The sequence below is a fragment of the Devosia sp. Root413D1 genome (assembly GCF_001425235.1).
GTDB lineage: Bacteria > Pseudomonadota > Alphaproteobacteria > Rhizobiales > Devosiaceae > Devosia_A.
Genome location: NZ_LMEA01000010.1, coordinates 427,493 through 439,828, shown reverse-complemented (window position 1 = coordinate 439,828; position 12,336 = coordinate 427,493). Strand labels below are relative to the sequence as shown.

The following is a 12,336-nucleotide window of genomic DNA, read 5'->3' as shown; positions in this document are numbered from 1 at the left end:
CCTTACACCTCAAGTCATTCACTTCACTGACGCGGTTTGCTCGCCCACCTTGTCCAGAATTGCTTCCAGCATGACATAGCCGTCGGCAATAGAGGTGCGTTCTTCCCGCTGCTGGCTCAAAAACGCCTCCAGCGCCGGGTTGATCGCGATGGCACGGTCCACGCCTGGATCCGATCCCTTCCGGTATGCCCCCAGCCGGATCAGTTCCTCCATGTCGGCAAATGTCGACATGAGCTCTCGCGCCTTCTGCAGGGTGGGCCGCACATTGGCCGGCACGCACCCAGGCATGGTTCGCGAGATAGACCGGAGCACATTGACCGCCGGATAGCGTCCCCGCTCGGCGATCGAGCGCTCCATCACGATGTGCCCATCGAGAATGCCGCGAACGGCGTCCGCAATGGGCTCATTGTGATCGTCACCTTCCACCAAAACGGTAAATAGACCGGTAATGGAGCCCGATTCAGCAAGGCCTGGACCGGCTCTTTCGAGCAGCCTGGGAAGTTCGGTGAAAACCGTCGGCGGGTAGCCCTTGGCGGTCGGCGGCTCGCCGATGGCAAGGCCGATCTCGCGCTGCGCCTGGGCGAAGCGGGTGAGGCTGTCCATCATGCACAGCACCCGCTTGCCCTGGTCGCGGAAATACTCGCTGAGCGTCAGCGTCAGGTAGGCCGCCTGCCGCCGCATCAGCGCCGCCTCGTCGGAGGTCGCGACCACCACCACGGCCTGCTGGATGCCGACCTCGCCCAGATAGTCGGTGACGAATTCCTGCACCTCGCGACCGCGCTCGCCGATCAGCCCGATCACCGCCACGTCCACCTGGGCGTTGCGCGCCAGCATACTCATCAGCACCGACTTGCCGACACCCGAGCCGGCAAAGATCCCCATGCGCTGGCCTTCGCACATGGTGGTGAAGGTGTTGAGGGTGCGCACCCCCATATCGAGCGGATCGCCCACCCGCATGCGCTCATGCGCCGGCAACGGCACCTGGCGCAGCGGATAGGGCGTGGCGCCCGGCATCAGTGGACCCTTGGCGTCGATCGGCTCGCCATCGGCGTTGATCACCCGCCCCAGCCAGTACTCGGAGGGCTGCACCGCCCCATCATGGCTCTTGAACAGCGCCCGGCACCCGAGCCGCACCCCGTTCAGCGCCCCGAACGGCAGGCACAGCGCATGGCCATCGCGGAAGCCGATGATCTCGGCGCCCAGCACGCCGCCATTGGTGGTTTCGATTTCGACGCGCCCGCCGACGCGCAGCTCGCGCACCGGCCCGACCACTTCGATGAGCAGGCCCTGCACGGTTTTGACGCGCCCGAAGACTTCAACGTCCTCGATGGCGTCAATTGCGGCTCTCAGGGACTGCATCGGCCTCTTTCACGGTGCCCGAATCGCTTGAGGACCACGGTAACCGAACGTTAAGCAAAAAGCGTTAACCATGGGCCCCTACCCCGACATCCGCCTGGCGCGCCGCGAGCCGCTTTTCGAGCCCTCAAGGGCCCCAAATCCTTGAGTCGGCAGAGTCGATTGAAGGGCTTTCTTAACCTAGTTTCTTAAGTCGGTTAGGTGCGATTTCTGTAGCATTTTCAACGATTTAACATATCACTAACGGGAGACCCATTGCATCTTGCGGATCAGAATTAAACTTTGTTAACTAATTGCGCTTAGGTTTGGGTCATATCCAGTAGGGTTCGGTTAAGGGTGAACGCGCAGGGCGCCTCATCCATAGTTCCAGCAGGGAACGGTTTAAGGGGATTGACGGCATGCGTGTACTCTTGATCGAGGACGACAGCGCGACAGCGCAGAGCATCGAGCTGATGCTCAAATCAGAGAGTTTCAACGTATACACGACGGACCTCGGTGAAGAGGGCGTCGACCTAGGCAAACTCTACGATTACGACATCATCCTGCTCGATCTGAACCTTCCCGACATGTCGGGCTACGAAGTGCTGCGCACCCTGCGCGTGGCCAAGGTGCAGACCCCGATCCTGATCCTTTCTGGTCTCGCCGGCATCGAAGACAAGGTGCGCGGCCTCGGCTTCGGCGCTGACGACTATATGACCAAGCCGTTCCACAAGGATGAGCTGGTCGCCCGCATCCACGCCATCGTCCGCCGTTCCAAGGGTCATGCGCAGTCGGTCATCTCCACCGGCGACCTGACCGTGAACCTCGACACCAAGACCGTCGAAGTGCAATCCGCCCGCGTCCATCTCACGGGCAAGGAATACCAGATGCTGGAGCTGCTCTCGCTCCGCAAGGGCACTACCCTCACCAAGGAAATGTTCCTCAACCACCTCTATGGCGGCATGGACGAGCCCGAGCTGAAGATCATCGACGTCTTCATCTGCAAGCTCAGGAAGAAGCTCTCGGTCGCCACCGGTGGCAAGAACTACATCGAGACCGTCTGGGGCCGCGGCTACGTGCTGCGCGAGCCCGACGAGAACGAAAGCTTCGCCGAATCGAGCGTCGCCTAGCGCGCTGCTTAGCGTCGCCTAGCGCGCCGTTTGGCGTCGCCTAACTCATTCAGTCCTGCGTTGCGGCAGACCTGGGGAACCCCGTACCAGAAGGTGCGGGGTTTTCGCTATTCTTGGCGCCTTCAAACGGTGAGATACTCCAGCCGGTGCGGGCTGCCCCCCGCTGTCCCCTCCCCCTAAACATGGGGAGGGAGAACCTCACGCCGATATCGGGGCTACCGTCTCCCTCCCCATTCCGGGGACGCCATTGCGTCCCCTAGGGGGGAGGGATCAAGGGTGGGGGTCGGTCAACCACCGGCGGCGGGATCAGAGCGCCCCCAACCGGCAGGCCCTTGAGGAGCCGGCCGGCCAATGGCACCCTCCGGCCATGAGCGATATCGCGTGGATTGCGCCGGACCGGGCTGCCGTCGCGGCGGCATTGGCGAGTATCGGCGTCGCCATCGATCCGGCCGAGATCGCGCTGCTGCTGCGCGACAGTCGCTTTGCGGTCCGCCTCCCCGGCCACCGTATCGCCTGGTTCCCGACCGATCCGCACGGCCAGCAGCGCCTCGCCCGCGAGGCTCGTGCTCTCGCCCTCATCGAACGCCGCTGCAGCTTCCGCGCCCCGCGCCTCATCCACCGGTCGGCGACGGGCTGGCAGTTGCGCTCCGAAGTGCCGGGCACGGCCGATCCGTTCGCGGTCTATCACCGCGTTCGCGACGATCGACACTTCGCTGCGGCACTTGGCGCCAATCTGGGTCGCCTGCTGGCCGACCAGCACCACAGCATCCCTTTAGTGGAGCTCGGCGACTGGCTGCTGCCCCGCCCCGGCTGGCCGCCACCGCTGCCGCAGGTGGCAGCACACCTGCCACGCGTCACCGACGACCGCGACCTCGTCGCTCGCGCCCTGGCGCTGCTGGCCCGTTACGAAGCGACGGAGGCGGCCATCACCGATCGAGTCCTCGCCCACACCGATTTCGGCTTTCACAACATGGTGGTGACAGCGGACGGCGCCGTGGTGGGCGTGTTCGATTATGACGAAGCCTCGCTCGCCGACTGGCATTACGACTTCCGCTACCTGCTGCTCGATACCGAAGACGAGGCGCTGTTCACCGCCGCGGTGACAGCCTACGAGGCCGCCGGCGGCCAGCCGATCGACGTCAGCCGGGTCCGCCTCTTCAACGCCGCCTCTGCCGTCGCCTTCCTTGCCTTGCGCGGCGGAGCCGGGCCGGAGGAAAAGCCGGCCGGCCGTACGCTCGCCGAAGACCTGCGCTGGGTTCGCATGGCGCTGGAGCGCGCCGGCTAGGCCGCGCGCCGATGTCGCATCGCGCGCCGCGACCGGCGTGCGCACATTATGCTTATGCGCGCCCGTCCGTTTCAGTTGCCGCTCACCAGCCTCCTGCGCAAGCGCATCGGGCCCGGTGATTTCGTCGATTCTTATGCCGTCCCGCTCGCCGACCCCGACCTGACCCCGATGCAACTGGCAGCGCGGCTGACCGTCATGCCGGGCTGGGTCAACGGCCTGCTGTGGCTGCGTAACGGGCTGGTCTCGCCGCTTGGGCTGAAGACCGGCGCCGACGCGACGCCGGCCAACGGAGATCCCGGCATCGGCGATTACGTCAGCTTCTTCCGGCTCGAGGAGTTGTCGCCCAACGAGGCGATCCTCGGAGAAGACGATCGGCATCTCGATTTCCGCGTTTCGGTGCTGAAGACCGCGGGCCCACACCCCCTGGCCGCGATCTCCACCTGGGTGCATCCGCACAACCTGGGTGGCCGGCTTTATCTCGCCGGCGTGCTGCCGTTCCACAAGCTGATCATTCGCCGCATGCTCGCCAACGTCGCGGCCTGATCGATATGTATCCTGCCCTCGTCCGGCACCATCATCGGAAGTAATTCCATCGATGGGTTGCCGAGTTGCTTGTTTCTCGCGCCGCGGCCCTACGAAACACCGCCCGTTCGATGTACAACCTCCGCCATGGACGAGGCACAACATCGGTTCGGCCCATTTGTTCTGACCCCGGGCCGTGAGTTGCGGCGCGACGGCCACCCCGTGGCGCTTGGGCCGCGGGCCCTGATGATGCTCGAGACCATGCTCGAGGCTGAGGGCGAGATCGTCACCAAGGCCGAGATACTGGAGCGGGTCTGGCCCGGTGTGACGGTCGAGGAAGGCAACATCACCGTGCAGATCGCCGCGCTGCGCAAGGAGCTCGGCTCCCGCCCAGGCGGCGAGGAGTGGATCGTCACCGTGCCGCGCGTCGGCTACCGGCTGGTGCGTGGCGCTGCCCCCACGCCCGCCGAAGCGCCGCCCGCCGACGCCAGCGGCAAGCCCAGTGTCGCCGTCCTCCCCTTCGTCAACCTCAGCGGCGACGCGACGCGCGACTACTTCGCCGACGGCCTGGTCGAAGACCTGATCACCGCCCTCAGCCGCTTCAAGTCCTTCGCCGTCGTCTCGCGCTACTCCTCCTTCGCCTACCGCAACCGCACCGCCGACATTCGCCAGGTCGCTCGCGAGCTCGGCGTCCGCTACCTGCTTGAAGGCAGTGTCCGGCTCTCCGGCGAGCGGGTCCGGGTCACCGTGCAATTGGTCGATGCCGCCAGCGGCACCCATCTCTGGGCCTCGAGCTTTGATGGTGAGATGGGCCAGATCTTCGAGTTTCAGGACAAGATCACCGAGTCCGTCGTCGGCCTCGTCGAACCGCAGCTCCGCCGGGCCGAGATCGAGCGTACCCGCCGCCGCTGGCCCGACAACCCGCAGGCCTATGACCACTTCCTCCGCGCCCTGCCCTTCTTCAGCTCCCGCAATCCAGCCGACTACCTGACGGCGCTAGGCCACCTCGAGCACGCCGTATCGCTGCAGCCGGACTACGCCGCCGCCCTTGCCTATGCCTCATGGAGCCTCGCTCGCCACGGCACGGTAGCACTCACCGCGCTCGACACAGCCGGCGTCGCTCGTTGCCTCGAGCTGGCTCGGTTGGCATTGCAGTATGGCGACGACGACCCGTTGGTGCTGGCCATCTGCAGCCACTCGCTGCTTGCCATCGGCAACATGCGCGCTGAGGGCCTCGCTATGGCCGACCGGGCGCTCGCCGCCAACCCGCACAATGTCATCGTTCAGGTGCTGGGTGGTATCTGCAACATGCTGGCCGGCGACCCGGCCAAGGCCGAAGCCTGCTACAGGCGCGCCTACACCCTGAGCCCGGGCGCTCCCGAGGCCTCCGAAAGCCTCGCCGGCATCGGCTTCGCCCGCTTCTTTATGCACGATTTCGAAGGCGCGCTCGTCTGGCTCGACCGCTCCCGCGCCACCCTGATGGATTGGCCCCCGACGTACTGGATCCAGACCGCCGCCTATGCGCATCTTGGTCGGCTGGACGAGGCCCAAGCGACGCTGGCCCGCCTCAAGAGCTTTGCCCCCTACACGTCAATCGCCGGCGTCGAGACCGTGGCGCAGCGCTCCGACGGCCGCTTCGCGCTCATCATTGAGGGCCTGAGGAAAGCCGGTCTCACCTGACGGGCCGATTTAGCAACTCATTTGGAACTGCCTAAGGACCCAAAGCACGCCGATCGGCCAGATTTGTCCTCACAGCGCCGCCTGGCGCCAACTGAAGAGGGTCGAAAATGGACATGCTTCTTGCCGCCGCCATGGATGCGCTGGCCCGACCGGCCATCGCCACCGGACGCCGCCTGCTGACACCGACCGACGAGAATGACTACTACGCCAGACATACCCTGAACATCATCGTGCCGGCTTGGCTGCCGGCCCTCATTACCCTGCTCCGCCGCAACCACCGCACCGCGCCCGAGCGCATCGGCGCTACGCGCCACGCTTGACAGAACGCATCACGAGGGGACGAAAATGGCACTTGATATCATCGGTCCGGGCTTCGGACGCACCGGCACCAACTCGCTGAAGGTCGCGCTGGAGCACCTGGGCTTTGGACCAGCGCACCACATGTTCGAGGTCCGCGACCATCCGGAGCAACTGCCCGGCTGGCAGGCGCTGGCCGACGGGGCACGCCCCGACTGGGACGCCCTGTTCCACGGCTATCGCGCCCAGGTTGATTGGCCCGGGGCCCGTTACTGGCGCGAGCTCGCCGCCCACTACCCCGAGGCCAAGGTAATCCTAACGGTGCGCGACGCCGATGAGTGGTTCGACAGTGTCGAAGCGACCATCGCCAAATTCATGGCCGGCCGCGGCAGCTACGACGATCCGCATGCCAACGGCGTCGCCAACATGGCCCACAAGCTGATCGTTGATGGCGTCTTCGATGGGCGGATGTTCGAGCGGGCCTACGCCACGACGCTGTTCAATGCCCATATAGCCGAAGTGCAGGCCAGTATTCCCGGCTCGCAGCTGCTGACTTTCGACGTGAGCGAAGGTTGGGAGCCGCTGTGCGCTTTCCTGGGTCTGCCGGTGCCGGCAATCTCGTTCCCGCGGCTCAACTCGTCCAAGCAGTTCCTCAGCGAGGAATGGGCGGAAGAGGCCTGAGGCTTGGCCGGCGCTAGGCGACGCTGGCGCGCTCGGCGGCGCTCACGGTGAACTTGCCCTCGAGATGGTCGCGTTCGAACGGCTTCATCATGTAGTCGTCGACCCCGGCTTTCAGCGCCAGCGCGATTTGCCCGATATCGTTCTCGGTGACCATGTAGACCACGCGCGGCGTGTGTCCGCCGACATAGCCGCGCAGCAGCTTCAGGAACTCGAGCCCGTTCATCACCGGCATCTGCCAGTCGAGCAGGATCGCGTCCGGCATTTCCTGGCGGCACTTGTCGAAAGCTTCCTGCCCGTCCTCCGCCTCATCCACAATGTAGTCGAGATCCTCCAGGATGCGGCGCGCAACCTTGCGCACCACGCTGGAATCATCGACCACGAGGCAGGATTTCATGACGCTTCTCCCAAGTCGGCAGAAGTGCGAGGCCCGTCCGAGGCCCTGCCCATCCACCGCACGACGCGCGCTCGATCTTGCCCGGATGGCTCCGGGCGCAGACCGACCAACGCTTGTCGTTCGCCCACACTATCCCGCAAATCTGCGTATGAATGGTTAGCGAAACTTGAACCCTTCTCCGCATCGGCGAGATTTTTTGAGAACAACGACAGGTTTGCCTGCTTGAGCGGCCTGAAATGAGCCAATAGCGCGCCTGCACAGAACTTGCGCATACAACGCGCACGGACCTTTCCGGCTCGAAAGCCCGATCACTCAATCACGAAGCATTTCGCTGTTTCGCTCAGGGCTCGATCGCGGCGTAGGTCGGAGCCGGCACGCGCATCTCGATCGGCGCATTCCAGTATCTGGCAAAGGCCAGCATGTCGAAATAGCCGTTCCCGTCGACCCCGGGGCCCATCGCCTCATCGAGGAAGGCCGACATCATCTCGACGCTGATATTGAGCTTGCCCAGGTACCAGCCGAAAATCGCGATGGTCTTGTCATCCGGCCGGCCGACGCTGGCGCCCTGGATCGCCACCGGCAGGTGGTTGGAAATCTCGACGCCTTCGTCGGCGATCATCTTCAGGCCTGAGATCCAGATATAGGCGCAGGCCGAAAGACAGGTGCCCACGGCGTGGGTCCTGAGGTAACGCTCATGGATGATCACGCCGATCCGCACGGCGCTCAGCATGTCGCCGCCGGGCCCCTCCAGTTCGATGATCCGCGGCTCGTGCTCACGCACTTCGGCGAGGAAGATCGCACCATCCATGGCGGTGATCCGCCCCGCAAGCCGCATCACCACCTCGTCGCGCTCGTTCGTCCGATAGCTGTATTCGGCCGCACCTGCTCCAGCGACACTGCCCGCGCCAAGCGCCGCAAGACCGGCAAGCAGCAGCGCACGGCAACGATCCCACCTGTTGCGCATCAGTCCATTCCCTGCGAGTGCCGCCATCAGACGATCACCGATAAACGGCAACAGCGCATCACCCGATTGGGGTATTACCGGCCGAAAACAGCCGTGCTATAAAGACATCATTCGCTATCGCCGCGCTTGTGGCCGTATTTCTCTCCAGCGACTCATATTCAAATCCAATTTACGTCGATAATTTCTGCAGGTCATACTGAAGCGACCTGACGAATGACTACGCGTTTTGGCTGACAAGGACTCAGAGTGCATGATAGCGGCTCCACCTTGAAATCGATTACAGGGACAGTGAAATCGATTACAGAGCCGTCGCCAAGTATTTCTATGCGACGCCGCACCCGCATCCCAACCGATGGTGTGGCGACGCCGCGCGCCGGACGCGCCATGAATGCCCCCGCCGAATTGATCGATCTGATCTATGAGGCGGCAGCCGTGCCCGAGCTTTGGTCCACCGTGCTGTTGCAGCTGTGCGGTATGGCCGGGGCTCATGCCGGGGCATTGACCTGCATGGATGCGTCCGGCCTCGCCGGCTACATCGCGACCGATACCTACGAGGCCGCCTATCAGGATTACTGGGAGCACGGCAACGCCGTAGAGAACGTCCGGCTGGAACGCTCGCTGCGCGATTATCCGATGGCGTTCTCATCCGATCTTGAGCTCTGTTCCGAGGCGGAACTGGCCACCGATCCGCTCTATCTCCGCTTCCTCCGCCCGCATGGGCTGGAATGGACTGCCGGCACGGTCATCCCGGTGCCGAGCGGCGACCTGCTGGTCTTCGACCTCGCCACCCGGGCCGGCGCCGGCCGGTTCAGTCGCGAGGCCATGGCGCTGCTCGATCGCGTCCGCCCGCACCTCGCCCGCGCCGCGCTGCTGTCGCACCGGCTCGGCCGGCGCGCTGCGGCCAATCAGGCCGCGGCCATGCAGATGGTGGGGCTACCCTGTGCCGTATGGGGCCGCTCGGGTCGGCTGCTCGCCACCAACGATCTGTTCGAGGCGCTGGCGCCGCGCGTGCAGTTCGCGGCCTTCGGTCGTCTCGCCTTCGCCGATCCGGAAGTCGATCGGCTGGCCCAGGCGGCGATGGCCTCCATCGCCTCGGAGGCCGAACCTGCCATCCGCTCGATCCCCGTGCGCGCCGCCCCCGACGCTCCGGCGCTGGTCGTCCACCTGTTACCGGTGCGGCGCGCCGGCGGCGATATCTTCGTTGCGGCCGAAGGGGTGATCGTGGTGACACCGGTCGCGGCACCCGCCGCACCGCTGACCCAGGTGCTGATGGGGCTGTTCGACCTGACTCCGGCCGAAGCCAAGGTGGCCCGCGGCATTGCCTCGGGCCTGGATGTCCAGCACCTCGCCGCTGCGCTTGCCCTGTCACGCGAGACGGTGCGCAGCCAGCTCAAGGCCGTGTTGGCCAAGACCGGCACGCGCCGGCAGGCCGAACTGGGGTTGATGCTGACAGGAGCCCGACCACTGCCGGACCCGAAATGATCGTCAGGCGGCGGCCGCGACTGCCTTGGGCGTGGCCGAGAACTCGAACACATCGTTCTCGATGCCGATCTTCAGCTCCATGTCGGTCATCCGCGCCAGGATGCCGGTGTAGAATGGCTGGATGCCGCGGGCATCGACCCCGCCCTCGGGCGAACCGGACAGCAGCCCTTCGGCACCCGACGGCATCAGCGTCTTCTGCCGCTTCTCGGGATCCGATTTCGAGGTCAGGGTGAACACCTCGGCGCCCGCGGCGCCTTCGATCCTCGCCGTCACCACGCCGCCGCGCGGCACCGCCATGGCGGCGATCAGCAGCATGTTCATGAACAGCTTGGCCTTGTGCTTGGGGAGCAGGATCAGCGGCACCTGCCAGTCGAGGTCGGCCTTTTCGATCTCGAAATATACCCGCGCCACCCGCTCGCACTCGCGTGTGTCGAAATCGGTGCCCGCCGTCGACGAGGCGCCATAGGCCAGTCGCGCGAATTCGAGCTTCGCCCGCGCCTGCTTGGCCGCGTTGGCGATCAGTTCCTGCGCCCCGTCGGCCATCGCGGTCTGCGTCGGGTCGGCCAGCACTTCGAGCCCATTGCCGATCGCCCCTACGGGGTTGATCAGGTCATGGCAGACCCGAGAACACAGCATCGCCGCGAGGTCGGTCGCCTTGAGCTCGATGAAATCCGCCATTCTATGGGTCCTTGCCGTCGAATCATTTTGGCGTAGCCTAACCGCAAGGGCCCGCAGACCCTAGGGGGTGCGGCGCTCTGCCTGGTTGGCAGCCATCACCGCAATCAGCTGCTCGTAGGCATCCTTGACCCTCGGGCCGTCACCGAAGGCAAGTAGCACCTGCCGACCATCTGGCAGCTTCAGCGTACACTGGTAGGCAGGGGAGCCTTCTGTGTTCACGACGCTGGACAGTTTCGGTGCCGCGACATCGCTCAGGGCCCACTCCTTCGTTCGCTCGCCCCAGAGGTGGCGGTCGATAACTCTGAGCTTGCCTCTCGATGCTCTGACCGTGGTGATCGGCAGACGAAGCAGGACAGTCTCGATGAACAGCACCAGGCCCCAGAGCACCACTACCCCCCATCCGAATGAGGGATCGGCGGCGTCTGGACCGCCCTGGAGCGATACGGCGAACGCAAAGATCGGAATTACCGGAGCCACGACCCAACCCAGTATTGCTGTCCGGTTGGTTTCCTCAAAAACCACTCCGCGAGGCGTGTTCAATGCGACGCTTCCGGCTCGGTCAGCGCCGTCTCAGCCGGCGCCACGTCCGCCGCCTTGCCCACCGCATCCGCGACGCTGCCCTCTTCGCCGGTCAGCGTGCCCGAAAGCTTGCCCCAGCCGCTATTGGCTTCAAGCAGCGAGGTCTCCTCGCTCTTGAAGAATGCCTCGCGGTTGGCCACCGAGTAGAACAGGTAGAGCTTCATCCCCGAGATCACGTAGAGCCGCGGCTTGCCATCGGAGAGATAGCCCCGGGCGAGACTGGTGACGCAGTGCCCGCCGAACTGCGGGGCGTAGATCTCCGGGTTGCGCATGAACACGTCGCGGTTCGCCGCCGAGGCGAAGTACCACGGCACCCCGCCCCACTGGTACTCGAAGTCGGCGACGCCCTGGATCGGCTCGGGTTCGGTGAAATAGCTCACCGGATCATAGCCCTCGAGCGCCACCCCGGTCAGAGGGTCGGTGACGATGGCGGTGACCAGTGCAGCAGCGCTTACCGGGGCACTAAGTAGAAGCCCAAGGGTCAGCCACAGAGCTACAAGAAGCCGGGTTATGGTTAAGTTTTGTTTACGCTTTTGCCGCATCATTGCCGCCATGAACGCCTAGCTTGAGCACACCCTCAGGCAAGCCGGATGCGCCGAACCTAGCGTCGTCATGGTAAGTACCGCGTAAATGGCCTGCCGCTCGAACTAAGCCCCTCCGGAGTGCCCTCATGCTCGACCGCATGGTCTACCTCATTCTTGCCGCCTTCGTCGCGCTGACCGCGGCCACGCTGGTGCTGACCCCGACCTTCAGCCAGGCGCAGGAGCAAGGTTCGCTCTCCGACACCTTCTCCGGCGACGAACTGGTCGATACCGGCCACCAGTTCTTCGGCTCCGTCGCCCAGGGCCTCGCCTCGCTGGTCGAGCGCGCCGTCAGCCAGTTCGGGCTGCCCAATGCCTATATCCTCGGCGAGGAAGCCGGCGGCGCCATCTTCGCCGGCGCCCGCTACGGCGAAGGCACCATGTACACCCGCAACCAGGGCGAGCATTCGCTGTTCTGGCAGGGCCCGACCGTCGGCCTCGACTTCGGCGGCGACGGTTCCAAGGTGATGATGCTGGTCTACAACCTGAACTCCGTCTCCGACGTCTACGGCCGCTACCCCGGTGTCGATGGCTCCGCCTACGTCATCGGCGGGCTCGGCATGACGGTGATCAAGTATGGCGACGTGGTGATGGTGCCGATCCGCTCCGGTGTCGGGGCGCGCCTCGGTGTCAATGTCGGCTACCTGAAGTTCACCCAGGAGCCGACCTGGAACCCCTTCTGAGCGGCCCGGCACGCAGCGATCGCGAAAACCGTCCGGAATCCGTTC

General features: G+C 64.8%; 14 protein-coding genes. 8 read left to right on the top strand and 6 right to left on the bottom strand.

The window, feature by feature from the left end; all coding sequences use genetic code 11:
- Positions 1 to 18 precede the first annotated feature (18 nt).
- Positions 19 to 1,359 (bottom strand): flagellar protein export ATPase FliI, encoded by a 1,341-nt coding sequence (gene fliI, locus ASC89_RS16815; RefSeq protein WP_055877513.1) that lies wholly within the window; start codon positions 1,357 to 1,359, stop codon positions 19 to 21.
- A gap of 395 nt (positions 1,360 to 1,754) precedes the next feature.
- Here fliI and ctrA point away from each other — a divergent pair, with 395 nt between their 5' ends.
- From ctrA to ASC89_RS16785, 6 genes are all read left to right on the top strand, one after another.
- Positions 1,755 to 2,465 (top strand): response regulator transcription factor CtrA, encoded by a 711-nt coding sequence (ctrA, locus tag ASC89_RS16810; protein WP_055877515.1) that lies wholly within the window; start codon positions 1,755 to 1,757, stop codon positions 2,463 to 2,465.
- A gap of 367 nt (positions 2,466 to 2,832) precedes the next feature.
- On the top strand, positions 2,833 to 3,750 hold the full coding sequence (locus ASC89_RS16805; protein ID WP_055877520.1) for a phosphotransferase family protein: 918 nt from the start codon (positions 2,833 to 2,835) through the stop codon (positions 3,748 to 3,750).
- Between the two features lie 48 nt (positions 3,751 to 3,798).
- Positions 3,799 to 4,293, top strand: a complete 495-nt coding sequence (locus ASC89_RS16800; protein WP_200940454.1) for a DUF2867 domain-containing protein — start codon at positions 3,799 to 3,801, stop codon at positions 4,291 to 4,293.
- Between the two features lie 126 nt (positions 4,294 to 4,419).
- Positions 4,420 to 5,952, top strand: coding sequence for a winged helix-turn-helix domain-containing protein (locus ASC89_RS16795; RefSeq protein WP_055999816.1), 1,533 nt, complete (start codon positions 4,420 to 4,422; stop codon positions 5,950 to 5,952).
- A 107-nt stretch (positions 5,953 to 6,059) separates the two neighbouring features.
- Positions 6,060 to 6,272: a hypothetical protein gene (locus ASC89_RS16790; RefSeq protein WP_055999813.1), complete on the top strand. Its 213-nt coding sequence runs from the start codon at positions 6,060 to 6,062 to the stop codon at positions 6,270 to 6,272.
- 25 nt (positions 6,273 to 6,297) lie between these two features.
- Complete coding sequence (locus ASC89_RS16785) at positions 6,298 to 6,930, top strand: sulfotransferase family protein (RefSeq protein WP_055999810.1); 633 nt, start codon at positions 6,298 to 6,300, stop codon at positions 6,928 to 6,930.
- 13 nt (positions 6,931 to 6,943) lie between these two features.
- Here the strand turns inward: ASC89_RS16785 and ASC89_RS16780 are convergent, their stop codons facing one another.
- Both ASC89_RS16780 and ASC89_RS16775 read right to left on the bottom strand, forming a co-directional pair.
- Complete coding sequence (locus ASC89_RS16780) at positions 6,944 to 7,324, bottom strand: response regulator (protein WP_055877535.1); 381 nt, start codon at positions 7,322 to 7,324, stop codon at positions 6,944 to 6,946.
- Positions 7,325 to 7,664: 340 nt separating this feature from the next.
- Positions 7,665 to 8,288, bottom strand: a complete 624-nt coding sequence (locus ASC89_RS16775) for a hypothetical protein (RefSeq protein ID WP_055999807.1) — start codon at positions 8,286 to 8,288, stop codon at positions 7,665 to 7,667.
- 324 nt (positions 8,289 to 8,612) lie between these two features.
- On the opposite strand from ASC89_RS16775, the gene ASC89_RS16770 reads away from it, so the two are divergent.
- Positions 8,613 to 9,770, top strand: a complete 1,158-nt coding sequence (locus tag ASC89_RS16770) for a helix-turn-helix transcriptional regulator (protein ID WP_055999804.1) — start codon at positions 8,613 to 8,615, stop codon at positions 9,768 to 9,770.
- Between the two features lie 3 nt (positions 9,771 to 9,773).
- Here the strand turns inward: ASC89_RS16770 and ASC89_RS16765 are convergent, their stop codons facing one another.
- From ASC89_RS16765 to ASC89_RS16755, 3 genes are read right to left on the bottom strand one after another with little or no spacing between them, the layout of a single operon-like run.
- Positions 9,774 to 10,448, bottom strand: coding sequence for a histidine phosphotransferase family protein (locus tag ASC89_RS16765; protein WP_055877543.1), 675 nt, complete (start codon positions 10,446 to 10,448; stop codon positions 9,774 to 9,776).
- 60 nt (positions 10,449 to 10,508) lie between these two features.
- Positions 10,509 to 10,988, bottom strand: coding sequence for a hypothetical protein (locus ASC89_RS16760; RefSeq protein ID WP_156384655.1), 480 nt, complete (start codon positions 10,986 to 10,988; stop codon positions 10,509 to 10,511).
- On the bottom strand, positions 10,985 to 11,569 hold the full coding sequence (locus ASC89_RS16755; RefSeq protein ID WP_274532712.1) for a YHS domain-containing (seleno)protein: 585 nt from the start codon (positions 11,567 to 11,569) through the stop codon (positions 10,985 to 10,987). Before ASC89_RS16755 ends, ASC89_RS16760 begins: the two co-directional genes overlap by 4 nt.
- Positions 11,570 to 11,697: 128 nt before the next feature.
- On the opposite strand from ASC89_RS16755, the gene ASC89_RS16750 reads away from it, so the two are divergent.
- A complete protein-coding gene (locus ASC89_RS16750; RefSeq protein WP_055877551.1) occupies positions 11,698 to 12,291 on the top strand; it encodes a DUF1134 domain-containing protein in 594 nt (197 codons plus the stop codon).
- Positions 12,292 to 12,336: the final 45 nt, after the last annotated feature.

Excerpts from the sequence above, each read along its gene's own strand:
- ASC89_RS16805 (WP_055877520.1), top strand. The coding sequence starts at position 2,833 with ATGAGCGATATCGCGTGGATTGCGCCGGACCGGGCTGCCGTCGCGGCG.
- ASC89_RS16800 (WP_200940454.1), top strand. The coding sequence starts at position 3,799 with ATGCTTATGCGCGCCCGTCCGTTTCAGTTGCCGCTCACCAGCCTCCTG.
- fliI (WP_055877513.1), bottom strand. The coding sequence starts at position 1,359 with ATGCAGTCCCTGAGAGCCGCAATTGACGCCATCGAGGACGTTGAAGTC.
- ASC89_RS16795 (WP_055999816.1), top strand. The coding sequence starts at position 4,420 with ATGGACGAGGCACAACATCGGTTCGGCCCATTTGTTCTGACCCCGGGC.
- ASC89_RS16770 (WP_055999804.1), top strand. The coding sequence starts at position 8,613 with ATGCGACGCCGCACCCGCATCCCAACCGATGGTGTGGCGACGCCGCGC.
- ASC89_RS16750 (WP_055877551.1), top strand. The coding sequence starts at position 11,698 with ATGCTCGACCGCATGGTCTACCTCATTCTTGCCGCCTTCGTCGCGCTG.
- ASC89_RS16780 (WP_055877535.1), bottom strand. The coding sequence starts at position 7,324 with ATGAAATCCTGCCTCGTGGTCGATGATTCCAGCGTGGTGCGCAAGGTT.
- ASC89_RS16765 (WP_055877543.1), bottom strand. The coding sequence starts at position 10,448 with ATGGCGGATTTCATCGAGCTCAAGGCGACCGACCTCGCGGCGATGCTG.
- ASC89_RS16790 (WP_055999813.1), top strand. The coding sequence starts at position 6,060 with ATGGACATGCTTCTTGCCGCCGCCATGGATGCGCTGGCCCGACCGGCC.
- ctrA (WP_055877515.1), top strand. The coding sequence starts at position 1,755 with ATGCGTGTACTCTTGATCGAGGACGACAGCGCGACAGCGCAGAGCATC.
- ASC89_RS16755 (WP_274532712.1), bottom strand. The coding sequence starts at position 11,569 with ATGCGGCAAAAGCGTAAACAAAACTTAACCATAACCCGGCTTCTTGTA.
- ASC89_RS16785 (WP_055999810.1), top strand. The coding sequence starts at position 6,298 with ATGGCACTTGATATCATCGGTCCGGGCTTCGGACGCACCGGCACCAAC.
- ASC89_RS16775 (WP_055999807.1), bottom strand. The coding sequence starts at position 8,288 with ATGCGCAACAGGTGGGATCGTTGCCGTGCGCTGCTGCTTGCCGGTCTT.